The organism is Pseudomonas sp. EU05-FHT14B02 (assembly GCF_058791055.1).
In genome coordinates this window covers 1-25,815 of the sequence record NZ_JBYTDD010000041.1, presented here as the reverse complement: position 1 = coordinate 25,815, position 25,815 = coordinate 1, and the positions used below count along the sequence as shown (strand labels likewise).

The 25,815-nt window shown below is 60.4% G+C and carries 22 protein-coding genes; 11 read left to right on the top strand and 11 right to left on the bottom strand.

The window, feature by feature from the left end:
• Positions 1-139 precede the first annotated feature (139 nt).
• The 4 genes from mdtD to yccS all read left to right on the top strand — a co-directional run bounded on the left by mdtD (position 140) and on the right by yccS (position 6,748).
• On the top strand, positions 140-1,567 hold the full coding sequence (gene mdtD, locus AC3WTM_RS27700) for a multidrug transporter subunit MdtD (RefSeq protein WP_102672288.1): 1,428 nt from the start codon (positions 140-142) through the stop codon (positions 1,565-1,567).
• 105 nt (positions 1,568-1,672) lie between these two features.
• Positions 1,673-3,010, top strand: a complete 1,338-nt coding sequence (gene dbpA, locus AC3WTM_RS27695) for an ATP-dependent RNA helicase DbpA (RefSeq protein ID WP_235863953.1) — start codon at positions 1,673-1,675, stop codon at positions 3,008-3,010.
• A 146-nt stretch (positions 3,011-3,156) separates the two neighbouring features.
• Positions 3,157-4,335, top strand: a complete 1,179-nt coding sequence (locus tag AC3WTM_RS27690; protein WP_102672287.1) for a BaiN/RdsA family NAD(P)/FAD-dependent oxidoreductase — start codon at positions 3,157-3,159, stop codon at positions 4,333-4,335.
• Between the two features lie 229 nt (positions 4,336-4,564).
• Positions 4,565-6,748 carry a YccS family putative transporter gene (gene yccS / locus AC3WTM_RS27685; protein ID WP_102672286.1) on the top strand — a complete coding sequence of 728 codons (2,184 nt, stop codon included), beginning with the start codon at positions 4,565-4,567 and terminating at the stop codon, positions 6,746-6,748.
• Between the two features lie 139 nt (positions 6,749-6,887).
• Here the strand turns inward: yccS and AC3WTM_RS27680 are convergent, their stop codons facing one another.
• Positions 6,888-7,625, bottom strand: coding sequence for a substrate-binding periplasmic protein (locus AC3WTM_RS27680; protein WP_102672285.1), 738 nt, complete (start codon positions 7,623-7,625; stop codon positions 6,888-6,890).
• Positions 7,626-7,883: 258 nt separating this feature from the next.
• Here AC3WTM_RS27680 and AC3WTM_RS27675 point away from each other — a divergent pair, with 258 nt between their 5' ends.
• On the top strand, positions 7,884-8,336 hold the full coding sequence (locus AC3WTM_RS27675) for a GNAT family N-acetyltransferase (RefSeq protein ID WP_057712970.1): 453 nt from the start codon (positions 7,884-7,886) through the stop codon (positions 8,334-8,336).
• Positions 8,337-8,444: 108 nt separating this feature from the next.
• Here AC3WTM_RS27675 and AC3WTM_RS27670 read toward each other — a convergent pair whose 3' ends face one another.
• From AC3WTM_RS27670 to AC3WTM_RS27660, 3 genes are read right to left on the bottom strand one after another with little or no spacing between them, the layout of a single operon-like run.
• Positions 8,445-8,741 (bottom strand): winged helix-turn-helix domain-containing protein, encoded by a 297-nt coding sequence (locus tag AC3WTM_RS27670; RefSeq protein WP_102672284.1) that lies wholly within the window; start codon positions 8,739-8,741, stop codon positions 8,445-8,447.
• A gap of 37 nt (positions 8,742-8,778) precedes the next feature.
• Positions 8,779-9,267, bottom strand: a complete 489-nt coding sequence (locus AC3WTM_RS27665) for a YgjP-like metallopeptidase domain-containing protein (RefSeq protein WP_057712969.1) — start codon at positions 9,265-9,267, stop codon at positions 8,779-8,781.
• A gap of 45 nt (positions 9,268-9,312) precedes the next feature.
• Positions 9,313-11,436 carry a putative bifunctional diguanylate cyclase/phosphodiesterase gene (locus AC3WTM_RS27660; protein WP_102672283.1) on the bottom strand — a complete coding sequence of 708 codons (2,124 nt, stop codon included), beginning with the start codon at positions 11,434-11,436 and terminating at the stop codon, positions 9,313-9,315.
• 323 nt (positions 11,437-11,759) lie between these two features.
• Here AC3WTM_RS27660 and AC3WTM_RS27655 point away from each other — a divergent pair, with 323 nt between their 5' ends.
• The gene (locus AC3WTM_RS27655) at positions 11,760-12,428 is read left to right on the top strand and encodes a polysaccharide lyase family 7 protein (protein ID WP_102672282.1); all 669 of its coding nucleotides are present in this window, start codon (positions 11,760-11,762) and stop codon (positions 12,426-12,428) included.
• Between the two features lie 104 nt (positions 12,429-12,532).
• On the opposite strand, the gene fba is transcribed toward AC3WTM_RS27655, so the two are convergent.
• From fba to tkt, 6 genes are all read right to left on the bottom strand, one after another.
• Entirely contained in the window at positions 12,533-13,597 is a 1,065-nt protein-coding gene (fba, locus tag AC3WTM_RS27650; RefSeq protein ID WP_007981624.1) for a class II fructose-bisphosphate aldolase, read from the bottom strand.
• Positions 13,598-13,848: 251 nt separating this feature from the next.
• Positions 13,849-14,181, bottom strand: coding sequence for an MliC family protein (locus AC3WTM_RS27645; protein ID WP_102672281.1), 333 nt, complete (start codon positions 14,179-14,181; stop codon positions 13,849-13,851).
• 56 nt (positions 14,182-14,237) lie between these two features.
• Entirely contained in the window at positions 14,238-14,459 is a 222-nt protein-coding gene (locus tag AC3WTM_RS27640; RefSeq protein ID WP_102672280.1) for a hypothetical protein, read from the bottom strand.
• A gap of 35 nt (positions 14,460-14,494) precedes the next feature.
• Positions 14,495-15,658 (bottom strand): phosphoglycerate kinase, encoded by a 1,164-nt coding sequence (locus tag AC3WTM_RS27635; RefSeq protein WP_102672279.1) that lies wholly within the window; start codon positions 15,656-15,658, stop codon positions 14,495-14,497.
• Positions 15,659-15,670: 12 nt separating this feature from the next.
• Positions 15,671-16,723 carry an erythrose-4-phosphate dehydrogenase gene (gene epd, locus AC3WTM_RS27630; protein ID WP_057716543.1) on the bottom strand — a complete coding sequence of 351 codons (1,053 nt, stop codon included), beginning with the start codon at positions 16,721-16,723 and terminating at the stop codon, positions 15,671-15,673.
• Positions 16,724-16,908: 185 nt separating this feature from the next.
• A complete protein-coding gene (gene tkt / locus AC3WTM_RS27625; protein WP_102672278.1) occupies positions 16,909-18,906 on the bottom strand; it encodes a transketolase in 1,998 nt (665 codons plus the stop codon).
• A 261-nt stretch (positions 18,907-19,167) separates the two neighbouring features.
• On the opposite strand from tkt, the gene AC3WTM_RS27620 reads away from it, so the two are divergent.
• The 4 genes from AC3WTM_RS27620 (at position 19,168) to AC3WTM_RS27605 (ending at position 23,822) form a co-directional block, all read left to right on the top strand.
• Positions 19,168-20,163: an ArsR/SmtB family transcription factor gene (locus AC3WTM_RS27620; RefSeq protein WP_057712962.1), complete on the top strand. Its 996-nt coding sequence runs from the start codon at positions 19,168-19,170 to the stop codon at positions 20,161-20,163.
• A gap of 18 nt (positions 20,164-20,181) precedes the next feature.
• Positions 20,182-21,372, top strand: coding sequence for a methionine adenosyltransferase (gene metK / locus AC3WTM_RS27615; protein WP_008050251.1), 1,191 nt, complete (start codon positions 20,182-20,184; stop codon positions 21,370-21,372).
• Between the two features lie 278 nt (positions 21,373-21,650).
• On the top strand, positions 21,651-23,330 hold the full coding sequence (gene ligB / locus AC3WTM_RS27610) for an NAD-dependent DNA ligase LigB (protein WP_102672277.1): 1,680 nt from the start codon (positions 21,651-21,653) through the stop codon (positions 23,328-23,330).
• 96 nt (positions 23,331-23,426) lie between these two features.
• Positions 23,427-23,822 carry a DUF1090 domain-containing protein gene (locus tag AC3WTM_RS27605; RefSeq protein ID WP_102672276.1) on the top strand — a complete coding sequence of 132 codons (396 nt, stop codon included), beginning with the start codon at positions 23,427-23,429 and terminating at the stop codon, positions 23,820-23,822.
• 90 nt (positions 23,823-23,912) lie between these two features.
• Here AC3WTM_RS27605 and AC3WTM_RS27600 read toward each other — a convergent pair whose 3' ends face one another.
• Complete coding sequence (locus AC3WTM_RS27600) at positions 23,913-24,362, bottom strand: c-type cytochrome (protein ID WP_102672275.1); 450 nt, start codon at positions 24,360-24,362, stop codon at positions 23,913-23,915.
• A 128-nt stretch (positions 24,363-24,490) separates the two neighbouring features.
• Here AC3WTM_RS27600 and mltA point away from each other — a divergent pair, with 128 nt between their 5' ends.
• Positions 24,491-25,675, top strand: a complete 1,185-nt coding sequence (gene mltA, locus AC3WTM_RS27595) for a murein transglycosylase A (RefSeq protein ID WP_102672274.1) — start codon at positions 24,491-24,493, stop codon at positions 25,673-25,675.
• The last annotated feature ends 140 nt before the right edge of the window (positions 25,676-25,815 follow it).

Here is a 25,815-nt window from a genome sequence, read left to right as displayed (position 1 = left end):
CCCCTGTAGGAGCGAGCTTGCTCGCGATGGTCGTGAACGATGACGCGTGCTACATGGAAAAATGCGCCGTCTCTACATTCATCGCGAGCAAGCTCGCTCCTACAGGAACGGTATAAAGCTCACACGGACAAGAGATCCCATGCCCAACCGCCCGCCTCTCGACGCCGTCACCGCCCGCTGGGTGCCGTGGGTCGTCGCCATCGCGTTTTTCATGCAGTCCCTCGACGGGACGATCCTCAACACCGCCCTGCCCGCCATGGCCCGGGACCTGGCCGAAGATCCACTGCGCATGCAAGGTGTGATCATCGCCTACATGCTCACGGTCGCCTTGCTGATTCCCGCATCCGGCTGGATCGCTGATCGCTTCGGCACCAGGAAAATCTTCTTCAGTGCGATTTTGCTGTTCAGCCTCGGCTCGCTGCTCTGCGCATTGTCGATCAACCTGACCCAGTTAATCGGCTCCCGAGTGATCCAGGGCTTGGGCGGCGCGCTGATGCTGCCGGTCGGGCGGCTGGTGGTGTTGCGGGCCTACCCGCGCTCGGAGCTGGTGCGGATCATGGGTTTCATCACCATTCCCGGGCTGCTCGGCCCGTTGATCGGCCCGACCATGGGTGGCTGGATGGTGCAATACCTGACCTGGCACTGGATATTCCTGATCAACCTGCCGGTGGGGCTGGTTGGTTGCTACGCCGTGTGGAAATTCATCCCGGACCTGCGCGGTTCCGAGCGCACCCGTTTCGATAGCCTGGGCTTCGTGCTGTTCGGCGCGGCGATGATTCTGATCACCATCGCCATGGAAGGCCTGGGCGAATTGCACCTGCCGCACCTGCGGGTGATGTTGCTGCTGTTCGGCGGCATGGCTTGCCTGGCGGCGTACTGGCTGCGCGCCGGGCATGTCGAGAATCCGTTGTTTGCGCCGTCGCTGTTCAAGACCCGGACCTTTGCCGTGGGCATTCTCGGCAACCTGTTCGCCCGCCTCGGCAGCGGCGCCCTGCCCTTTCTGGTGCCGTTGTTGCTGCAAGTGGCGCTGGGTTACTCGCCGTCCCAGGCCGGGATGAGCATGCTGCCGCTGGCGGCAGCAGCGATGATCGCCAAGTGGGTCGCGCGGCCACTGATCGAACGCCTGGGTTATCGCATCGTGCTCACCGGCAACACCCTGGCGCTGGGGATCATGCTGGCGAGCATGGGCCTGGTCAGCGAGCAGACGCCGTACTGGCTGCTGCTGTGCCAGCTGGCGATCCTTGGCGCGATCAACTCCTTGCAGTTCACCGCAATGAACACCGTGACCCTGATCGACCTCGACGATGCCAGCGCCAGCAGCGGCAACAGCCTGCTGTCGGTGGTCGCGCAATTGTCCCTGAGCCTGGGGGTTGCGTGTGCGGGCGCGCTGCTCGGTGGCTTTACGGCGGAGATTGGTAATGATGGCGTGGACACGGTTCTGGGGGCATTCCAATTGACCTTCGTGACCGTGGGAATCATGGCGATGCTGGCCGCAACGATCTTCTCGCAACTGTCAAAGAATGACGGACGGCGAGTCAAACGTCCGGAAGAACACATAGAGCCTTAGGGCGAATGGCCATCGGACTGGTACACTGCGCGACATTTTGTTTTGCAGGCCAGTCCCGTGACCACCATCGCCACCGAATTTAATACTTTGCCGCTGTCCGCCGCCATGCTGGCTAACCTCGACTCCCTCGGTTATGCCCAGATGACGCCGATCCAGGCGCAAAGCTTGCCGGTGATCCTCAAGGGGATGGACCTGATCGCCCAGGCCAAGACCGGCAGCGGCAAGACCGCCGCGTTCGGCATCGGCCTGCTGAACCCGATCAATCCACGCTACTTCGGTTGCCAGGCGCTGATCCTGTGCCCGACCCGCGAACTGGCTGACCAGGTCGCCAAGGAAATCCGTCGCCTGGCCCGTGCCGAAGACAACATCAAGGTCCTGACCCTGTGTGGCGGCGTGTCCCTCGGCCCGCAGATCGCTTCGCTGGAACACGGCGCGCACATCATCGTCGGCACCCCGGGGCGTATTCAACAGCACCTGCGCAAGGGTTCGCTGGTGCTCCACGGCCTCAACACGCTGATCCTCGACGAAGCCGACCGCATGCTCGACATGGGTTTCTACGATTCCATCGAAGAAATCATCATGCAGGCTCCGGAGCGTCGCCAAACCCTGCTGTTCTCCGCCACCTACCCGGTCGGCATCAAGCAGCTGGCCTCGAAATTCATGCGCAACCCGCAGCAGGTCAAGGCCGAAGCGTTCCACGACGACACGCAGATCGAGCAGCGCTTCTACGAAATTTCCCCGGACGATCGCATGAGTGCGGTGACCAAGGTGCTTGGTCACTTCCGCCCGGCGTCCTGCGTAGCCTTCTGCTTCACCAAGCAACAGGTTCAGGAAACCGTCGATCACCTGACCGCCAAAGGCATTTCCGCCGTCGGCCTGCACGGCGATCTGGAACAGCGTGACCGCGACCAGGTGCTGGCGATGTTCGCCAACCGCAGTACGTCGGTACTGGTGGCTACTGACGTCGCCGCCCGCGGCCTCGACATCGACTCGCTGGACATGGTGATCAACGTCGAGCTGGCCCGTGATTCGGAAATCCATATCCACCGCGTCGGCCGTACTGGCCGCGCCGGTGAGAAAGGCCTCGCGATCAGCCTGGTGGCGCCGTCCGAAGCACAGCGCGCCCAGGCTATCGAGCAATTGCAGAAGACACCATTGACCTGGGATCAGGTGGACAACCTCACCTCCAAGGGTGGTGGTCCGCTGTTGCCGCAGATGAGCACCCTGTGCATCGCTGGCGGCCGTAAGGACAAGGTTCGTCCGGGCGACATTCTTGGCGCACTGACCGGTGACGCCGGCATCCCCGGTGCCCAGGTCGGCAAGATCGCGATTTTCGACTTCCAGGCCTACGTGGCTGTGGAGCGCGGCGTCGCCAAGCAGGCCTTGCAGCGTTTGAACGACGGCAAGATCAAGGGCCGTTCGTTGCGCGTGCGCATCCTGTAACAACACGCCCCCCTGTAGGAGCGAGCATGCTCGCGAAAACCCTGAGCTCACCGCGGTGAGCCAGACTGCCAGCGTTATCGTTCACGCCCATCGCGAGCAAGCTCGCTCCTACAGGGACCGCAATAGTTTTTTGTGAGGACACCGTTTTGCGCTCTACCGAAGTCGTGATCATTGGCGCTGGCGCCGCAGGGTTGATGTGTGCACTGACCGCCGCCGGGCGCGGGCGCAAGGTGTTGCTGCTCGACCATGCCAACAAGGCCGGCAAGAAAATCCTGATGTCGGGCGGTGGCCGCTGCAATTTCACCAACATGTACACCGAGCCAGGCAATTTCCTCTCGCAAAACGCGCACTTCTGTAAATCCGCTCTGGCCCGCTATACCCAGTGGGATTTCATTGGCATGGTGGCCAAGCATGGCGTGCCGTACCACGAGAAAAAACTCGGCCAATTGTTCTGCGATAACAAATCCAGTGACATTCTCGAAATGCTGCTCAACGAGTGCGATCAGGTCGGCGTCAGTCTGCACCTGGACACTTCGATCCAGACCATTGAGAGACTTGAAAAAGGCTACTTGCTGGACACGACGCTTGACCAAATCACCTGCGAATCCCTGGTGATCGCCACCGGCGGCCTGTCGATCCCGACCCTGGGCGCCACCGGTTTCGGCTATCAAGTGGCCAAGCAGTTCGGCCACGAACTGCTGCCGACCCGCGCCGGCCTGGTGCCGTTCACCATTACCGATCAGCTCAAAGCCTTGTGCACCGAGTTGTCCGGCACGTCGGTGGATTGCCTGGTGAGCTGCAACGACCAGAGCTTCCGCGAGAACATCCTGTTCACCCACCGCGGCCTCAGCGGTCCGGCGATTTTGCAGATCTCGTCGTTCTGGGAATCCGGCGATACCGTCGAGATCAACCTTCTGCCAGATCACGACGTACCGAACTGGCTGCAACAGCAACAGGCCGAACGTCCCAACAGCGAGCTGAAAACCCTGCTCGGGGAGATCTTCACCAAGAAGATGGCCAACCTGCTGGCGGACAACTGGTTCGTCTCCAAACCGATGAAGCAGTACACCCACGCGGAACTGGCCGATATCGCGGAAAAACTGGCGAGCTGGAAAGTCGTGCCGGCGGGCACCGAAGGCTATCGCACCGCCGAGGTGACCCTAGGCGGCGTCAACACCAATGAAGTGTCGTCAAAGACCATGGAATCGCTGAAGAGCCCTGGGCTGTACTTCGTCGGCGAAGTGCTCGACGTGACCGGGCATCTGGGCGGGTTCAACTTCCAGTGGGCGTGGGCATCGGGTTACGCAGCTGCGCAGTACGTCTGATTCAAAAATCAACACCATCCCCTGTGGGAGCGAGCTTGCTCGCGATGAGGCCATAACATTCAACAGAGACGTTGACTGACAGGTCGCCATCGCGAGCAAGCTCGCTCCCACAGTAGTTTGTAGTACCTGACAAGGAACAGATTTTGCTGTCTGATGTGATCGACGCCATTGCGTCGGCGTCATTAGTGGCTCAATTTAGCGTCATTGCCTCGGAAGGCCTTCGCATTTCATGTCATCGACTTCGTTCCGCCACTCTCTGCGCCGCCTTTGGGCGCTGGATAAATTCAGCTACAGCGTGCGTGTATTCATTGCCCTGACCGGCACCATGGCGCTGTGTTGGTATCAGGATGAAATGGGCCTTCTGATCCCGTTGTTTCTGGGGATCATCGCCAGTGCCCTGGCCGAGACCGACGACAGCTGGCAAGGCCGTCTCAACGCATTGGCGGTGACGCTGGTGTGTTTCGCAGTCGCCGCCCTCTCCGTCGAACTGCTCTTCCCCTACCCCCCGCTGTTTATCATCGCCTTCGCCCTGGCCGCGTTTTGCCTGACCATGCTCGGCGCCCTCGGCGAGCGCTATGGTGCGATTGCCTCGGCGACGTTGATCCTGTCGGTCTACACCATGATCGGCGTGGACCAGCGTGGAGGTACGGTCACCGACGTCTGGCACGAGCCAATGCTGCTGGTGGCCGGTGCTGCCTGGTACGGCTTGCTGTCAGTGTTGTGGCAGGCGCTGTTTTCCAACCAGCCGGTGCAGCAGAGCCTGGCGCGGCTGTTCCGCGAGCTGGGCTTTTACCTGAAGCTCAAATCCTCACTGTTCGAGCCGATCCGGCAGATGGACGTGGAGGCGCGGCGCCTGGAGTTGGCCCAACAGAACGGTCGGGTGGTGGCGGCACTGAACGCCGCCAAGGAGATCATCCTGCACCGGGTCGGCAACGGGCGCCCGGGGTCGAAAGTCAGCCGCTACCTCAAACTGTACTTCCTCGCCCAGGACATCCACGAACGTGCCAGTTCGTCGCACTACCCGTACAACGCCCTGGCCGACGCCTTCTTCCACAGCGACGTGCTGTTCCGCTGCCAACGCCTGTTGCGCCAGCAAGGCAAGGCCTGCCGGGCACTGGCCGAATCGATCCAGATGCGCCAGCCGTTTACCTATGACGCCAGTTTCGCCGAGGCTCTGAGCGACCTGGATGCCTCTCTCGAACACCTGCGCATCCAGAGCAACCCGGCCTGGCGCGGCTTGCTGCGTTCACTGCGGGCACTGGCGGCCAACCTCGGCACCCTCGACCACCTGCTCAGCGATGCCAGTAACCCCGACGCCCTGGCCGACGCCACCGACAGCAGCCTGCTCGACCGTTCGCCGCGCAGCCTCAAGGACGTGTGGCTTCGCTTGCGCACGCAGCTGACGCCGACCTCGCTGCTGTTCCGCCATGCCCTGCGATTGCCCCTGGCCTTGAGCATTGGCTACGCCATGGTGCATTTGATTCACCCGTCCCAAGGCTACTGGATCATCCTCACTACGCTATTCGTCTGCCAACCGAACTACGGCGCCACTCGCCGCAAACTCGGTCAACGGATCATCGGTACCGCCATTGGCCTGACACTGGCTTGGGCGTTGTTCGACCTGTTCCCGAACCCGCTGATCCAGTCCTCTTTCGCCATCGCCGCCGGGGTGGTGTTCTTTACCAACCGCACCACCCGCTACACCCTGGCGACGGCGGCAATCACCCTGATGGTGCTGTTCTGCTTCAACCAGGTAGGTGACGGTTACGGACTGTTCCTGCCACGCTTGTTCGATACCTTGCTCGGCAGCCTGATCGCCGGGCTGGCGGTGTTCCTGTTCCTGCCGGACTGGCAGGGGCGGCGCCTGAACAAAGTGCTGGCCAACACCCTGGCCTGCAACAGCATTTACCTGCGCCAGATCATGCAGCAATACGCTGCGGGTAAAAGCGACGACCTGGCTTACCGCCTGGCCCGCCGCAACGCGCACAACGCCGACGCGGCACTGTCGACCACACTGGCCAACATGCTGATGGAGCCGGGGCATTTCCGAAAGGAGGCGGATGTGGGCTTCCGCTTCCTGGTGCTGTCACACACACTACTCAGTTACCTGTCGGGACTGGGCGCGCACCGGGAAACCCAACTGCCGACGGACGTGCGTGAACATTTGATCGAAGGGGCCGGAGTGAAACTGGCCGCCAGCATCGACGAGATCGCCCAAGGGTTGGCGAGCAAATCTTCGATTGAAATTCAGAGCGATGAAGAAGAAGCACTGGCCAATGAACTGGAACAGATGCCTGATGAAATCGATGAGGGACAGCGGTTGGTGCAGACGCAACTGGCGCTGATCTGCCGGCAGTTGGGGCCGCTGAGGACGTTGGCGGCGCATCTGATCAAGGACACCAGTGAGAATTGAGATCTATGGTGTCTGGGCGGGCCTCATCGCGAGCAAGCTCGCTCCCACATTGGTTTTGTGAACGACGTAAATCTTGTGTGGGAGCGAGCTTGCTCGCGATGAGGCCATCAGCAACAACACAGAAACTGGCTCAACCCACTCACATCCCATGCCGTTTCATCAACTTGTCATAGCTCCCGTCTGCCTTCATCGCCGCTATCTCGCGGTCGAAACCGGCGACGATCCGTGCATGCTCGGGATTCTTCAGGCTGACCATGATATGCAGGCTGTTCTCGCTTAATGGCGTGGGCAGGAACTCCACGGCGTTCCGCACCTTGGGTGACTCACGGGCCAGGTAGTAGCGGGCGACGAACTCATCTTCCAGCGTCAACTTGACCCGGTCAGCCGCGAGCATGCGTACCGCCATGGCGAAACTGTGCACAGGGACTTTCTGCAACGACTCGTCGTTGTCGAACGAGGGCGAATAGGCATATCCACGCACGACGGCAATCGGATAGGTGTGCAATTGCTGCAGGTTGTTGAATTCGATGGACGCGTCTTTGCGCTTGAGAAAGCGCACGCGATTGAGCAGGTACTCGCCGGAGAACTGGCCAAGCCTGGTCCGCTCCTCCGAGTACCACGCGTTGACCAGCACGTCGTATCGCCCCTCGCCCAATCCCATCAAGGCCCGTGCCCAGGGCACCTGTTCGAAATCACTGGCGTAGCCAGCCCTGGCGAGCGCGGTACTGACAATATCCGTCGCCAGACCACCGTTGACGAGCGTGGAATCGGTAAAGGGGGGCCAGGCATCAGCGACCAACCGCAGTTTTTCTGCTGCCGCCCCCTGAACCAGCAACAGCAATCCAATCAAGGCCAAAGCTCGATGCAATCGCGACATGCCAGAAAATCCTTAGCGGGCGGCTTGCCCGACGTGTTTTCAGCCAAAACCCCAAGCCCCCTGTACCGGCAAGGCCCGGGTACTCAACATTCGCTCATCGAAGCCACAGCACAGCGCTTCGATCCAGATTACACAAAGAAGCCATCCGCGCGAAAAATGAATGATGGCATTTTGGCCTTTATCACAGATTCTTCCGCCATAAAGACTTCTGGCGTGAGTGCGCTTAGTATCGGAACGACGTTTTCAAGGAATCAAACCATGACAGTCGACTGGATCTGCAAACACCACAGCGACCTGGGCAAGGAGCAGTTGTATGCCATTTTGCAGCTGCGTGCAGAAGTGTTCGTCGTAGAACAGAAATGCGTTTACCAGGATATCGATGGCCAGGATCTGGAAGGTGACACACTCCACGTGATGGCCTGGGACGGTAATCGGCTGGTGGCCTACCTGCGCCTGCTTGACCCGCAATCACAGGGCGGCGACGTCGTGATCGGGCGGGTGATCATTGCACCCCAGGCACGCGGTGCCGGGCTGGGGCATGAGCTGATGGAACAGGCACTCAAACAGATCGAAAAATACTGGCCCGGTTTGCCGGTCTACCTCTCGGCCCAGGCGCATTTGCAGGGGTATTACGGGCGGTACGGGTTTGTCGTGGCGGGTGAGGAATATGTCGAGGATGGCATTCCACACATCGGGATGCGCCGCCCCTGAAGGCCCTATCGCGAGCAAGCTCGCTCCCACACTGGATTGGGTTCACAACTCAAATCAACTGTGGGAGCGAGCTTGCTCGCGATGGCGTCAGCTCAGGCACCGCAAATCTCAGGGATACTCCAACACCGCCTTGATCTGCCGCAGATTGCGCTCGATCCACCCGCGATCGATCGCACCCCACTCGCGAATCCGATAGCGCCCCGCATGGTTGCGCGCGCCCTCTTCCTGCTCGAACTCACAAATGATATCCAGATCCGCCAACGCCGCGATGGTGTCCTGTGCCGTGCGCCGGGGCATGCCGGTGACGTCGGTCAGCGCCGGAACACTGCTGGCCAGCCCGCTGTCGATCAGGTACGCCACGTACAACCGGCGATAGAAGCTGCTCTTGGTCTTGCTCACGTCCATCCAATGCTCCTTAAAAGGTCGCAGCCTGCGGCAGCTCCTACAGATCCCGCCACGTCAGGTACACCCGCACATCAAATTCCACCTGGTGATAACCCGGCAGCATGTGTTCGCACAGTTTGTAGAATGCCTTGTTGTGGTCCGATTCCTTGAAGTGCGCCAACTCATGCACCACGATCATTTTCAGGAACTCGCAAGGCGCTTCCTTGAACAGTGAAGCGATGCGGATTTCCTTCTTGGCCTTGAGCTTGCCACCCTGTACCCGTGAAATCGTGGTGTGCAGACCAAGGGCACGGTGGGTCAGGTCCAAACGGTTGTCGAACAGCACCTTGTCGATGGCCGGAGCGTTACGCAAGTACTCCTGCTTGAGGTCCAGAGCATAGGTGTACAGCGCCTTGTCGCTCTGCACCCCGTGCTTTTGTGGGTAACGCTGGTTCAGGTAATCGCCCAGCCGACCGTCGGCGATCAGCTGGCGCACCTGATCCTGCAAGGTGGCGGGATAGGCCTGGAGATATTTCAACACGGTCATCGGGGCGGCAATACAGGTCACTAAAAGGTCGCCAGTGTAGCGAATTCAGCGGGGCAGCGCGCCCCAGTCAAACGGCTGGACAAAGACCCCGGTGTCTTCGGCCATCATCGGCCGGGCCACCAGAAAACCTTGCACATATTCACAGCTGTTGGCTTGCAGCCATTCAAACTGAGCGACGGTTTCCACCCCTTCGGCAATCACCAACATCCCGAACTGCTTGCACAGGTCGATCACACTTCGCACCAGCGCCGCATCCTTTGCCGAATCCGGTAACCGGGCGATCAAATGGCGGTCGATCTTGAGGGTATCCAGTTCCAGGTCGCGCAAGTGCGTCAGGGAGCAGGGTCCGGCCCCGAAGTCATCCAATGCCACGCGTACGCCCAGGTTGTGCAGCAGGCGCAATTGCTTGCGGGTTTCTTCAGGGTTGTGCATCAAGGCCTCTTCCGTAACCTCGACTTCCAGGTGACGCGGTTGCAGGCCATGTCGCTCCAGCACCTGGCGCAACTCGGCGACCAGGTTGGGCATGCCGAACTGCGTACTGCTCAAGCTGACGCCGAGCACCAGGTCCTCGGCAAACAGGGACTCCCAGGCTTTGCGTTGCCCGGCGCCGCGATGGTAAATCCAGCTGCCCAGACGACTGATCAGCCGCGCCTCCTCCAGCAATGGCAAAAACAGCCCCGGAGGGACATCGCCAACGCTCGGATGCTGCCAGCGCAACAAGGCCTCGAAACCACGAATCCGCCCGTCGGCAATCGCAACCTGAGGCTGATACACCAGATTGAAATCCCGGTTCTCGATGGCCGTGCGCACACTTTCTTCCAGCATCAGCCGCGTGCGCGCCCGGCCGTTCATGTCGTGATCGTAGAAGCGATATTGCTGGCGACCGGCACGCTTGGCTTCGTACATGGCTATGTCGGCCGCCCGCATCATCCCGTCGAGATTGGCGCCACAATCAGGGAACGTGGCAATGCCGATGCTGGCACCCAGAGCGATATCGAGGCCGTCGATCTGCTGACAGATCGACACTCGCTCGATGAGCTTCTCGGCAATCTTCGCCGCCTGCTCGGGGAACTCCAGATCCAGCAACGCGGTGAACTCGTCGCCGCCCATCCGCGCCAGAATGTCGAAAGGCCGCAGGCAAGCCTTCAACTGTTCGGAAACCCAGCGCAGCACCCGATCGCCGGCATCGTGCCCGAGCGAATCATTGACGCGCTTGAAGCCGTCGAGGTCCAGATACATCAAGACCCATGCACTGTCGGAACGCTCGCCGCGCAACAGCAGGTTCTCTACGGTCTGGTAGAAACCCCGGCGATTGAGCAACCCGGTCAGCGGATCGGTGACCGCCTGAAACTCCAGCTGCTGATGCAGATGACGCACCACCGACATGTCCAGCACGGTCACTACCATCGCATGTTGTTCGACAGGCAATGGCGCGCAGGACAAGGCCACTGGCACCTGTTGGCCGGGCGCCGTACGCAGCAGGGCATCGTGCAGGCGCAGGGTTTCACCGCGTTTGTATCCGGCCAGCAACTCGGAGTCGGCCCAGATCGGGATATGCGGTTTTTGCAGGTAGTCCAGAAACTCCTTGCCTTGCAGTTCCTGCACCGTGGCATTGAGCAACCGCGACATTGCCGGATTGGAAAAACGAATCACACCGTCCTCACCCAACACCAGAATGCCTTCGGCTGCGTTTTCCAGCACCGACGCATTAAAGGCACGAGCCGCTTCCAGATCAAGACTCAGGCGCTGCAAGGCCCGGCGGTTACGCTGGTGCTCGAGCAACGCCTGGATCTTGGGCGTAAAAACCTGCGGGTCGAACGGTTTGAACAGATAATCCACCGCACCACTGGCATAGCCCTTGATCACGGCATCCTGGGACTGTTCGTTGGCGGTCAGGAAAATGATCGGCGTCAGACGGGTCCGCTGGCTACCGCGCATCAGGCGCGCCACTTCATAACCGTCCATGTCCGGCATCTGCACGTCCAGCAGCACCAGGTCGATATCGTGTTCAAGTAACAAGCCAAGGGCCTCGAAACCCGAGGTGGCAGTAATGACCCGCCAGCCCTGGCGCTGTAACAACGCGCGCATGCTGATCAGGTTTTCGGGGTAATCATCGACGACTAAAAGAGTTGAGCCGCCTTCTACTGGCGTGGGTTGCGCGCATTCCATGCTGCTTCTCTAATTGCGGGGTGTCAGGCCGGTTTCTCGTGAAAACCGGACAAGTACTGCGCCTTCACTCTAGACCCGGTTCTGCAAAAGCAGAAGGTGTCAGTAGGCCATCATTTAATCATAGTGTCTTTTTACCGACTAACGGTCGATGACTCAGGCGATGGAAACCGGAAAAGATGTCGCCTCGACAGAATGTTGACGTCATCCACCCGTCAGACGGGCATTAACAAATTCTCCCGCTACGCTTATAAAGGCCGCCCCCGAAGGTGCGGGCTAGAGCTTCTGGTACGTCCGTACAGCATGAATCAAGTGGAAGAACCGACATGATCGATCTTGCAACCTGGAACCTCAGCGTCCCCGTTGGCAGCCCGCCGTACACCGTCGAAACCGCCAAGTTGGTGGATGGTTTCAAGGATCAATACTTCCATTCAGACACAGGCACATTGTTTTTTTGGACGCCCGTAACCGGTTCCCGTACCGAAAACGCGATTTATCCGCGCACCGAATTGCGTGAAACCTATAGCAACGGCACGTTAAAAAACTGGTATTACCCGGAAGCCGACAATTTGTTGTATGCCACTCTGGCAGTGAACCAGGTGCCAAGTTCCGGAAAAATCGTCATCGGACAGATCCATGCCTTTCAAAGCCAGAAACCTCTGGTGAAGGTTGAATACCAATACAAAACCAGCACAGCCACCGGCAATATCGTCGCCAAGGTCCGGATGCATCCCGATGACGATACAGGCCGGGTGATCGTCGTTGCGACCGGGGTGAAACTCGATCAGGAGTTCAACTACCTCATTCACCTCAGCCCCGGTGGCTCCTTGGGCATCAGCGCGGCAGGTTATCAATGGGAAACGCAAATCAGCACAACCTGGCGTGAAAAACCGTTGTATTTCAAGGCCGGGGTCTATGTACAGGACAACACCGGGTACACCACTGAAGGCGGCAAAGTGACCTTCAGCAAGCTGGATATCGATCACAACAATTGATATCGAGGCACTGTTGATCTTGTGGGAGCGTCGATCCTGGATCATCGCCCATAAAAAACCCGCCTGTCTCGGCGGGTTTTTTATGGGGCTCAAACGCGAAAGGCTTAGTTGACCTTGGCGTTCAACTCACCTTTGAGGTAACGCTGATACATGCCTTCCAGCGAGATCGCCTTGATCTTCGAAGCGTTGCCGGCAGTACCGAAGGCTTCGTAGCGAGCGATACACACGTCGCGCATGGCGGTGACGGTGGCACCGAAGAATTTACGTGGGTCGAATTCGCTCGGGTTGGTGGCCATCAGGCGACGCATTGCGCCAGTGGATGCCAGGCGCAGGTCGGTGTCGATGTTGACCTTGCGCACGCCGTGCTTGATGCCTTCGACGATTTCTTCAACCGGTACGCCGTAGGTTTCCTTGATGTCGCCGCCGTACTGGTTGATGATCGCCAGCCACTCTTGCGGAACCGAAGACGAACCGTGCATCACCAGGTGAGTGTTCGGAATGCGCTTGTGGATTTCCTTGATGCGGTCGATCGCCAGTACGTCGCCGGTAGGTGGCTTGGTGAACTTGTAGGCGCCGTGGCTGGTGCCGATGGCGATGGCCAGGGCATCCACCTGAGTGCGTTTTACGAAGTCAGCGGCTTCTTCCGGGTCGGTCAGCATCTGGCTGTGATCCAGGACGCCTTCGGCGCCGATGCCGTCTTCTTCACCGGCCATGCCGGTTTCCAGCGAACCCAGGCAACCCAGTTCGCCTTCTACCGAAACGCCGCAGGCGTGAGCCATGGCTACGGTTTGTTGGGTCACACGCACGTTGTAGTCGTAGTCGGTCGGGGTCTTGCCGTCTTCACCCAGGGAACCGTCCATCATCACCGAGCTGAAGCCCAGCTGGATGGAGCGCTGGCAGACGTCAGGGCTGGTGCCGTGGTCCTGGTGCATGCACACCGGGATGTGCGGGAATTCTTCGATGGCTGCCAGGATCAGGTGACGCAGGAACGGTGCGCCGGCGTATTTGCGAGCACCGGCCGAAGCCTGGACGATCACCGGGGAGTCAGTCTTGTCAGCGGCTTCCATGATGGCGCGCATCTGCTCAAGGTTGTTGACGTTGAAGGCTGGAACGCCGTAGCCGAACTCGGCTGCGTGGTCCAGCATCTGGCGCATGCTGATAAGTGCCATTGTATGTATCTCTCCCGGTTGAGGGTCGTTAATCGTGCCAGCCTGCCGTAGCGGCGGCGGCTATTCAAGTTATTGCAGATCGGGGGTTAAGCCCGGGCTGCGAATTCGGTGTTGCATCAGTTCCGACGCGGCCCCTGTAGGAGCGAGCATGCTCGCGATGGTGGCCCAGACAACGCGGGCATTCAGGCGCCCAGCGTTATCGTTAACGACCATCGCGAGCATGCTCGCTCCTACAGGTACAGCGCTGCCGTTTATTGCGCTTTACAACCGCGGCCAATCAAATCATTGGTGGCGACCCAGTAAACCAGGCCTTCCTCACCTTTTATGTGAAACGCCAGCATGTCATTGCTGTACAGCGAGCCCGATGCACCCGGCTCCTGTTTCAAGCGGTAGACCTGATCGGCACCGCCCAGACGCACGTCGACTTCCCTGAGGCTGTCGTCGGTGTAACGCCACAGCACTTTGGCCTGGCTGTCGCAGGTCCAGGTGGTCCAGCTATCCACAGGTGCGGACGACTGGAACAGGTTCAACTGAGAACAACCAGCCAACAGCGCCAGCGCCGTAACGGCGATAAAACCTTTCATCCATGTCCCTCGACTGACGGCGCACGCCGTCAGCCCTGAGTAAAGAGTCAGACCCGTCAAGGGCAGCCATGTTCCTTGGCGGGTGCCCGGGTCTCGTATTTGTCCAGGCCCTCGGGCCCGGAGCGCTTGTTGAGCACCGGGTTGGTTTCCGCCTGCCAGTCGGCCTGATAACAGCCGTTGCGTGACGCAGGCGCCTCGGATTCCGGCGTGGCTTTCGGGCTGCTCCCGCAAGCCGCCAGCGAACCCGCGACGATCAACAGCGCTAACGTCTTGACCATGTCAACACTCCCTTGCCTGGTCAAACGGGCAACCCTCAGGCCTTGGCCCGGCTTTCCAGGACTTCGACGGCTGGCAGGACCTTGCCTTCGACGAACTCGAGGAACGCACCACCACCGGTAGAAATGTAGGAGATCTGCTCCGCCACGCCATACTTGTCGATGGCCGCCAGGGTGTCACCACCGCCAGCAATGGAGAACGCCGCGCTGTCCGCGATAGCCTGGGCCAGCACTTTGGTGCCGTTACCGAACTGATCGAATTCGAATACGCCAACCGGGCCGTTCCACAAGATGGTCTTGGACGACTTCAGCAGCTCGGCGAAATTCGCCGCGGTCTGTGGGCCGATATCGAGGATCATGTCGTCGGCAGCGACGTCAGCGATCAGCTTGACGGTTGCAGCGGCACTTTCAGCGAACTCCTTGGCAACCACCACGTCCACTGGCAGCGGTACGCTGACTTTGGCGGCGATGGCGCGAGCAGTGTCGAGCAGGTCAGGCTCGTACAGGGACTTGCCGACCGGGTGACCGGCAGCGGCCAGGAAGGTGTTGGCAATGCCGCCGCCAACGATCAACTGGTCGCAGATCTGGCTCAGGCTGTTCAGTACGTCGAGTTTGGTCGACACCTTGGAACCGGCAACAATGGCAGCCATCGGCTTGGCCGGTGCGCCCAGGGCCTTGCCCAGTGCATCCAGTTCAGCAGCCAGCAGTGGGCCGGCGGCAGCGATCTTGGCAAACTTGGCCACGCCGTGGGTAGAACCCTCGGCGCGGTGAGCGGTGCCGAAGGCGTCCATCACGAACACGTCGCACAGGGCGGCGTATTGCTTGGCCAGTTCGTCGGCGTTCTTCTTCTCGCCCTTGTTGAAGCGTACGTTTTCGAACAGCACGATGTCGCCGGCCTTGACGTCAACGCCGCCCAGGTAGTCGGCCACCAGTGGCACTTCACGGCCCAGGGCGCGGCTCAGGTAGTCGGCGACTGGCTTGAGGCTGTTCTCGGCTGAGAACTCGCCTTCGGTCGGACGGCCAAGGTGCGAGCAGACCATCACGGCCGCGCCTTTTTCCAGGGCCAGCTTGATGGTCGGCAGCGAGGCCAGGATACGCGCATCGCTGGTGACAACACCGTCCTTGACTGGGACGTTGAGGTCTTCGCGGATCAATACGCGCTTACCTTGCAGATCGAGGTCGGACATCTTCAACACGGTCATGGGTCGCACTTCCTACGGTTTTTTTGAAGTTGCTGTTTGCAGATAGTGTTCTGCAACGTCCAGCATTCGGTTGGCAAAACCCCATTCATTGTCGAACCAGGCCAGGATGTTCACCAGCCGAGGGCCGGAAACGCGGGTCTGACTGGCATCGACGATCGCCGAATGTGGGTCATGGTTGAAATCACAGCTTGCATGAGGCAACTCGGTATAGGCCAGCAGGCCTTTGAGCGGGCCGCTGGTGGCGGCTTCGCGCAGTATCCGGTTGACCTCGGTGGCGTCGGTCGCAGTAGCGGTCTGCATCGTGATATCGAGGCAGGACACGTTGACCGTCGGCACCCGCACGGCTTTGGCCTGAATTCGTCCGGCAAGTTCCGGCAGCAGGCGTTCGATACCTCGCGCCAGACCGGTGGACACCGGAATCACCGACTGGAACGCCGAACGGGTACGGCGCAGGTCTTCGTGGTGATAGGCATCGATGACCGGCTGATCGTTCATGGCCGAGTGAATGGTGGTGATCGACACGTAATCCAGGCCAATGGCCTGATTCAGCAGGCGCAACAGCGGCACGCCGCAGTTGGTGGTGCAGGACGCGTTGGACACCAGCAATTCGTCGCCGGTCAGGCAGTCTTGGTTCACGCCGTAGACGATGGTCGCATCTACGTCCGTCTCGCTGGCCATCGGCTGGGAAAACAACACACGCGGGGCGCCGGCGTCGAGGAAACGCTGGCCGTCTTCGCGAGTGTGGTAAGCGCCGGAGCACTCCAGCACCAGATCGACGCCCAGGGACGCCCAATCGATGCCTTCGGGGGTGGCACTGCGCAGGACCTTCACGCAGTCGCCATTAATATGCAGACAATCGCCCTCGACCTTCACTTCGCCGGGGAACCGGCCATGGGTGGAGTCAAAGCGTGTCAGGTATTCGATACTGGCCATGTCCGCCAGATCGTTGATCGCGACAATCTCGAACCCGGCCTTTTCGCCTCGCTCGAACAACGCACGCAAGACGCAACGACCAATCCGGCCGTAGCCGTTGAGTGCAACTTTGTAGGGACGCGGTTGAGGCATGGGGTTCTCGATAGACGCAGTCAGACGAAATCTCGTTAACAACACACCCTTGTAGGAGCGAGCTTGCTCGCGATGGACTTCAAGACAACGCATTTATCCAGACACTCAGCGTTATCGTTAACGACCATCGCGAGCAAGCTCGCTCCTACAGGGTTCGCGGTGATCATGAAACCACCGCGTTGTGCTTAGTCTTCCAGCAGCTCTTCAGCCTGACCCAGGATGTTTTCCAGGGTGAAGCCGAACTCTTCGAACAAGGCTGGCGCAGGCGCCGACTCGCCGTAGGTGGTCATGCCGATCACGCGGCCTTCCAGGCCCACGTACTTGTACCAGTAGTCGGCGTGGGAAGCTTCAATGGCGATACGGGCGCTGACCTGCAACGGCAGCACCGATTGCTTGTAGCCGGCGTCCTGGGCATCGAACACGCTGGTGCACGGCATGGAAACCACGCGCACCTTGCGGCCCTGCTCGGTCAGTTTGTCGAAGGCCTGAACGGCCAGGCCGACTTCCGAGCCGGTGGCGATCAGGATCAGCTCAGGCTCGCCTGCACAGTCCTTCAACACGTAACCGCCACGCGCGATCTCTTCGATCTGAATCGCATTGCGGGTTTGGTGCTGCAGGTTCTGACGCGAGAAGATCAGGGCCGAAGGACCGTCCTTGCGCTCCAGTGCGTACTTCCAGCTCACCGCCGATTCAACGGCGTCGGCTGGGCGCCAGGTATCGAGGTTCGGCGTGCAGCGCAGGCTGGCCAGTTGCTCGATTGGCTGGTGAGTCGGGCCGTCTTCGCCCAGACCGATGGAGTCGTGGGTGTAGACGTGGATCACCCGCTGCTTCATCAGCGCCGACATGCGCACCGCATTGCGGGCGTATTCCATGAACATCAGGAAGGTCGCGCCATAAGGCACCAGGCCGCCGTGCAGGGCAACGCCGTTCATGATCGCGGTCATGCCGAACTCGCGCACGCCGTAGTACATGTAGTTGCCGCTGGCGTCTTCGGCGGTAACACCTTTGCAACCTTTCCACAGGGTCAGGTTGGAACCGGCCAGGTCAGCCGAACCGCCGAGGAACTCAGGCAGCAGCGGGCCGAATGCGTTCAGGGCATTCTGGCTGGCTTTACGACTGGCGATGGTTTCGCCCTTGGCAGCGACTTCGGCGATGTAGGCATCGGCCTTTTCGCTGAAGTCTGCCGGCAGATCGCCGCTCAGACGACGAACCAGTTCGTTGGCCTCGGCAGGGAATGCTGCGGAGTAGGCAGCGAAACGCTGGTCCCACTCGGCTTCCACAGCGCGACCGGCTTCCTTGGCGTCCCACTCGGCATAAATATCGGCCGGGATTTCGAACGGGCCGTGGTTCCATTTCAGCGCCGCACGGGTCATGGCGATTTCCGCGTCACCCAGCGGAGCGCCGTGGCAATCTTCCTTGCCTTGCTTGTTCGGAGAACCGAAACCGATGGTGGTCTTGCAGCAGATCAGGGTTGGCTGCTCGCTTTTACGTGCAGTGTCGATCGCCGTCTTGATCTCTTCCGGGTCGTGACCGTCGACATTGCGGATCACTTGCCAGTTGTAGGACTCAAAACGCTTCGGGGTGTCGTCGGTGAACCAGCCTTCGACTTCACCATCGATGGAGATGCCGTTGTCATCGTAGAAGGCGATCAGCTTGCCCAGGCCCAGGGTACCGGCCAGGGAAGCGACTTCGTGGGAAATGCCTTCCATCATGCAGCCATCACCCAGGAACACATAGGTGTGGTGATCGACGATGTTGTGGCCAGGACGGTTGAACTGCGCCGCCATGACTTTTTCAGCCAGGGCAAAACCCACGGCGTTGGCCAGGCCCTGGCCCAGTGGACCGGTGGTGGTTTCTACGCCCGGGGTGTAGCCGAGTTCCGGGTGGCCCGGGGTGCGGCTGTGCAGTTGACGGAACTGCTTGAGGTCATCGATCGACAGGTCGTAGCCGGTCAGGTGCAGCAGTGAGTAGATCAGCATCGAGCCGTGGCCGTTGGACAGCACGAAGCGGTCACGGTCGGCAAACGATGGATTGCTCGGGTTGTGCTTGAGGTAGTCGCGCCAAAGTACTTCGGCGATATCTGCCATACCCATAGGGGCACCGGGATGGCCGCTGTTGGCTTTTTGCACGGCATCCATGCTGAGGGCACGAATGGCGTTGGCACGCTCACGACGGCTAGGCATCGCTGTTCTCCTGGGGGCTTGATTAAAACGAAACGGAAAAAAGGCGAGCATTTTCCCTCACCGGGCCGCCTCGGGGCAATGACAGATAGTCATCTGAAGGCGTTTTTCCAATGGATAACGACGTATTCGCCTGGTGAAACCTTTCCGCCGTCCGATTGTTGACAAAAGCTAACGTCGAGAAGTGCCATCTATCGAGCAATATCAAAACTTTTTGATATTGCTCTTGCGATACCTTCGACCCGTGACTAGACTGCCGGCCTTATGAATTTACGCGTGCCCTCCATTCAACATGACGATTGCGATGAACTGGCGGCCTTGTGCAAGGCTGGCGGCGATCCCCTGCGGTTGAATGTCTTGCGCGCACTGGCCAATGACTCGTTCGGTGTACTGGAACTGGCGCAGATCTTCGGCATCGGCCAGTCAGGCATGAGCCACCACCTCAAGGTACTGGCACAGGCCGACCTGGTGGCAACGCGCCGCGAAGGCAACGCGATTTTCTACCGTCGCGCGCTGCCCCACACCGAACTGCTGGGCGGCAAACTGCACGCAGCATTGCTCGAAGAAGTGGACAACCTGACGCTGCCGACCGACGTACAGTCGCGCATCACCCAGGTCCATGGGCAACGTGCGGCGGCCAGCCAGGATTTTTTCTCAAGGGTTGCGGAGAAGTTTCGCGCCCAGCAAGACTTGATCGCCGGCCTGCCGCAATACCGCGAAAGCGTGGTGGCCCTGCTCGACAAGCTGAGCTTCGACAAAGACGCCACGGCCATTGAAGTCGGCCCCGGCGATGGCGCATTCCTGCCGGACCTGGCGCGCCGCTTCGCGCAAGTCACGGCGCTGGATAACAGCAGCGCGATGCTCGAACTGGCGCGCCAGGTCTGCGAACGCGACAAGCTGACTAACGTTAGCCTGCAACTGGCCGATGCATTGAACGGCGTCAGCCTCAAGGCCGATTGCGTGGTACTGAACATGGTGCTGCACCATTTTGCCGCACCGGCCGATGCACTCAAGCACATGGCCCATTTGCTGCAACCAGGCGGTAGCCTGTTAGTGACAGAGTTATGTAGCCACAACCAGAGTTGGGCCAAGGAGGCCTGCGGTGATCTCTGGCTGGGGTTTGAACAGGACGATCTGGCCCGTTGGGCCACCGCTGCGGGACTCGTTCCCGGGGAAAGCCTCTATGTAGGCTTACGTAATGGTTTCCAGATCCAGGTCCGCCATTTTCAGCGACCGGCTGGCGACACTCACCATCGGTAATTTCAGGAAAACATCGAGATGAGCGAATACTCCCTTTTCACCTCCGAGTCCGTGTCTGAAGGGCATCCGGACAAAATCGCCGACCAGATTTCTGATGCGGTGCTGGACGCCATCATTGCTGAAGACAAGTTCGCCCGTGTGGCGTGCGAGACTCTGGTGAAAACGGGCGTAGCGATCATCGCCGGCGAAGTCACCACTTCCGCCTGGGTTGATCTGGAGCAGATCGTTCGTGACGTGATCACCAACATCGGCTACACCAGCTCCGACGTTGGCTTCGACGGCGCGACCTGCGGCGTGATGAACATCATCGGCAAGCAGTCCCCTGACATCAACCAGGGTGTCGACCGCGCCAAGCCTGAAGATCAGGGTGCCGGCGACCAGGGCCTGATGTTCGGCTACGCCAGCAATGAAACCGACGTGCTGATGCCTGCACCGATCACCTTCTCGCACCAACTGGTGCAGCGCCAGGCTGAAGCCCGTAAATCCGGCCTGCTGCCTTGGCTGCGCCCGGACGCCAAGTCGCAAGTGACCTGCCGCTACGAAAACGGCAAGGTTGTCGGTATCGACGCTGTTGTTCTGTCGACCCAGCACAACCCGGAAGTGTCGTACAACGACCTGCGCGAAGGCGTGATGGAGCTGATCGTCAAGCACGTGCTGCCTGCCGAACTGCTGAGCAAGGACACCCAGTTCCACATCAACCCGACCGGCCAGTTCATCATTGGTGGCCCAGTGGGTGACTGCGGTCTGACCGGTCGCAAAATCATCGTCGACAGCTACGGCGGCATGGCCCGTCACGGCGGTGGCGCGTTCTCCGGTAAAGATCCATCGAAGGTTGACCGTTCGGCGGCCTACGCCGGTCGTTACGTGGCCAAGAACATCGTTGCCGCCGGCCTGGCCGAGCGCTGCGAGATCCAGGTGTCCTACGCCATCGGTGTTGCCCAGCCGACTTCGATCTCGCTGAACACCTTCGGTACCGGCAAGATCAGCGATGACAAGATCGTCAAACTGGTCCGCGAAGTGTTCGACCTGCGTCCATACGCGATCACCACCATGCTTGACCTGCTGCACCCGATGTATCAGGAAACCGCTGCGTACGGCCACTTCGGTCGCACCCCGGCGACCAAGACCGTTGGTGACGACACCTTCACCACGTTCACCTGGGAAAAAACCGACCGCGCCGACGCCCTGCGTTCTGCTGCCGGCCTGTAAGACTCCCCCCGCAACACCCGAAGCCCCGCACGGTTCGCGCCCTGCGGGGCTTTTTATTACCTTGTGCTTGATACCGCGTGTCCGCCTTCGCGAGCAGGCTCGCACACAGTTGATCTTTGGTGTGACAAAGCCCCGTGGGCAAACGCAATTCCCTGTGGGAGCGGGCGCTCGCGATGAGGCCAGCACAACCACCAGAAATACTCGGTAAAACACCCCCTCGCTGCGCCAACTGATACTGACCTAGCCTTCACGCACCTCACCGAGCAAGGACGCTCAAGATGCTTCCCGACCTGCGCCTGTTTTTCGCCGCTCTACTGACCTTTGCCTACCTGACCGCCAGCGCCGCCGAGTGCCCGAAATGGCCAGCCGAACGCGCCCGGAACGAAGTCGGCAAACTGCAACAACAAATAGACCTCTGGGACGACAGCTATCACCGCCAGGGACGCTCACTGGTCGCCGATGAACTCTACGACCAGTCCCGTGCGCGACTCACCCAATGGCGCCACTGCTTTAACCTGAGCCCACCTGCAGACCCCTTGCGCACTGCGCGCGGCACGCTGCCCCACCCCATCGCCCACACCGGCCTGAACAAACTGCACGATCAGCCCGCTGTGGAAAAATGGCTGCGTGACCGGGTGGATGTCTGGGTCCAGCCTAAAATCGATGGCGTGGCGGTGACCCTGGTTTACCGCAGCGGCCTGCTGGCCCAGGCAATCAGCCGCGGTGACGGCGAAAGCGGCCAGGACTGGACGGTTCCTGCGCGGCAGATTCCGGCCATCCCGCAACGGCTATCGCAGGCCCGGGACTTGATCGTGCAAGGCGAACTGTATTGGCGCCTGACCGATCATGTTCAGGCCCGGGCCGGTAGCCTCAATGCTCGTGCCTCGGTGGCCGGCCTGATGGCACGCAAGGTCTTGAGTGCCGAACAGGCCGCCGGCATCGACCTGTTTGTCTGGGACTGGCCCCAAGGACCGGCGAGCGTGCCCGAGCGTGCCGCGGCGCTGACTGCACTGGGCTTCCCGAGTACCACTGCATACAGCCAGCCCATTGCCTCCGTCATTGATGCCGAACGCTGGCGCGAGCACTGGTATCGTTTCCCCTTGCCCTTTGCCAGCGACGGCATCGTCTTGCGCCAGAATCAGCGCCCAGCCGCCGAACGCTGGCAGGCCAGGTCACCCTACTGGGCCATCGCCTGGAAATACCCATTCGCCCAGGCACTGGCCGAAGTCCGCCAGGTTCACTTCAAAATCGGCCGGACCGGGCGAATCACTCCGGTTCTTGAACTGGCCCCGGTAAAGCTTGATGACCGGCAGATCAAGCACGTCAGCGTCGGTTCGTTGCAGCGCTGGCAGACGCTGGACATCCGCCCAGGTGATCAGGTCGCCATCAGCCTGGCCGGGCTGACCATTCCCAGGCTCGATAGGGTTGTATTGCGCAGCAGCGAACGCGCCGAATTGAACGCGCCGCGGGCAGAAGACTTTCATTCATTGAGTTGCTGGCAACCGACTCCGGGCTGTGAGAGCCAGTTTCTCGCGCGCCTGACCTGGCTCAGCAGCAAACAAGGCCTGGCGATGCCCAATGTGGGTCCGGGCACCTGGGGAAAACTTCTTGCAACAGGTCGGCTGAATGGACTGCTGGATTGGTTGACCCTCGATGCCCAAGAGCTTGCTACCATTGACGGTTTCGGCGAGCGCAGCGCAGCTCGTCTTGCAGACAGCTTCAACCAGGCCCGACAACGCCCGTTCGCGCACTGGCTCAAAGCCTTGGGATTGCCGCCGACAGGTGAGGCGCATCTCGGCGATTCATGGCTGGTACTGGCCCAGCGAGACACTGAACAATGGCGGGCCGAAGCCGATATCGGACCAGGGCGCGCGGCGCAACTGAGCGCTTTTTTCCGCGATCCGCAGGTACTGGGCTTGAGTGAAACTTTACGTGATGCGGGGATTGACGGCTTTTAGCTGCCGACCCTGCGCCCACCGGGAACCCCAGGGGACCGCTGGGCTCCAACAAGCCATTGCCACAGTGGCCTGCTTGCTTTCCTACATGGAGCTTTTATGAAATTTCTTTCACCGCTCGCCCTGTTGACCCTTTGCAGCGTGCTGGCCACCCCGTTGATGGCGGACGAGGAAGCGCCGGGGCTGACCGGTTGCGCCGCCAAGAAGCAAGGCATCGTCAACCAGATCGAATTGGCCAAGGTCCACGGCAACGCCGACCAGCAGGCAGGCCTGGAAAAGGCCTTGAGCGAAGTCGAAGCGAACTGCACCGACACCTCGCTGAAGAAGGAACGGGAAAACAAGGTGCTCGACGCCAAGCACGAAGTCAGCAAGCGTCAGGCAGACCTCGACAAGGCCATGAGCAAAGGCGATCCCGACAAAATCAACAAGCGCAAAGACAAACTCGCCGATGCCCGCAAGGAATTGCAGAACGCACTGGATGAGCTGGATAAGTAATCACTGGTAACAAACAGAGATCTTCGGTGTTGCCGAAGCAGCCTTCGCGAGCGAGCCTGCTCGCGAAGACGTCAGACCGGGCAACGCCAATCAATGATCCCGAAACGCCTTATGACAAGCACTGCAAGCATCTTCGACTTTCTGTACCGCCGGCCCCAGGTTGCTGGCCTTGTAGGGTTGGACCTGGCTGGCGATCACCAATTCACCGGTGGCGCTTTCAAGGTCGCGGGCCATTGCCTGAAAGCGTGTCTGTTGCTCCCAGACATCGCTTTTGGCGCTGGTGCGATCCTCCTCGCGCACTTGTGGAAAATGCTGCCACGGCTCACGGGACAACGCATCGAGCTTCACCGCACCTTCGGCGAACTTCGGGCCATCGAAGGCAATGCGCCCACGCAACATACCGCCCAGGTCTTCGCCAGTCTTGAGCATCTGCTTGAAAATGGCCTTGCGCTGACCGAGCGGCGAGTTGGGGTCGATACCGCCGCAAGCGGACAGCGTCAGGCAGGCCAGCAATACAACAGAAAGTCTTTTAAGAGTCATGGTGGCTTCAGGTCACGGGAAACGGCGGCCAGTATCCTCGCGTCATCGGCAAAGACCAATAGCCCTATTATCAACAAGGGTTGCTTGAGCGCATGGAGCGCTCAGGCAACCGGCAAAGGAACCACTCCATGAACAGCCGTTTCAAGGCATGGCGTCACAGCCTGGCCTGGACCCTGCCGATGGTGGCCCTGCTTGCAGGTTGCACCGGTGGCGACAACCAACAACCGAAAACCCACGCCCTGGCCACCTACTCCAGCGCCACATGGGAAGCGCTGCCGGCGGTGTCCGACAGCGACCTGGTCGCCGGTTTCGGTTCCTGGCGCAGCGCCTGTACCCGACTCAAGGCCGATCCGGTCTGGGGGGGGACCTGCGCAGCGGCTGTCAACGTGCCGCAAACCGCCAGCGACATTCGCGGCTTTCTCAAACAGAACCTCGATGTCTATGGCCTGCGCGCCGCCAACGACAACCCCAACGGCCTGATCACCGGCTACTACGAACCGGTCTACCCCGGGAGCCTGACCCAGACCAGCGCTGCCAATGTGCCGGTCTATGGCGTCCCCGAGGACATGATCATCGTCGCCCTCGACAGCATTTACCCGGAACTCAAGGGCAAGCGCCTGCGCGGTCGGCTCGAAGGTCGCGTGCTCAAGCCATACGACGATGCGGCAGCCATCGAAAGCAAAGGGGTCAATGCGCCGGTCGTGGCCTGGCTGACCGATCCGATGAACCTGCAGTTCCTGCAAATCCAGGGTTCGGGTCGTATCCAGCTCGACAATGGTCGCCAGTTGCGCATTGCCTACGCCGATCAGAACGGCCACCCGTATCGACCGATCGGCCGCTGGCTGGTGGAACAGGGCGAACTGAAAAAAGAAGACGTGACCATGGGCGCCATCAGCACCTGGGCCAAGGCCAATCCATCGCGGATTCCCGAGCTGCTCGGCAGCAACCCCAGCTATGTGTTCTTCACCCGCAACCCGGACAGCAACGAAGGTCCGCGCGGCTCGCTGAACGTACCGTTGACCGCCGGTTACAGCGCGGCAGTGGATCGCAAGGTGATTCCGCTGGGCAGCCTGTTGTGGCTGTCCACCACCAGACCGGACGGCACGGCCCTGGTTCGCCCCGTGGCAGCACAGGACACCGGCGGCGCCATTGCCGGCGAGGTTCGGGCGGATCTGTTCTGGGGCACCGGGGATGCGGCCGGGCAACTGGCCGGGGACATGAAACAGCAGGGGCAGATCTGGATGCTCTGGCCCAAAGGCGCGACGTTGCCGCAAGTGCCGCAGGTGGCGGATGCCGAGAAGACCAAGCCCTGAGGCGAGTGTTGACCGTTAGATAGCTCTCGCGAGCAGGCTCGCTCCTACACTGGAACGCACACTCCTAATGAAATGGCTCCCCCCTCACACCCTGTGATCACTCTCTAAGCTTTCACAGGGTGTCTTTCGGAGGCTATTGC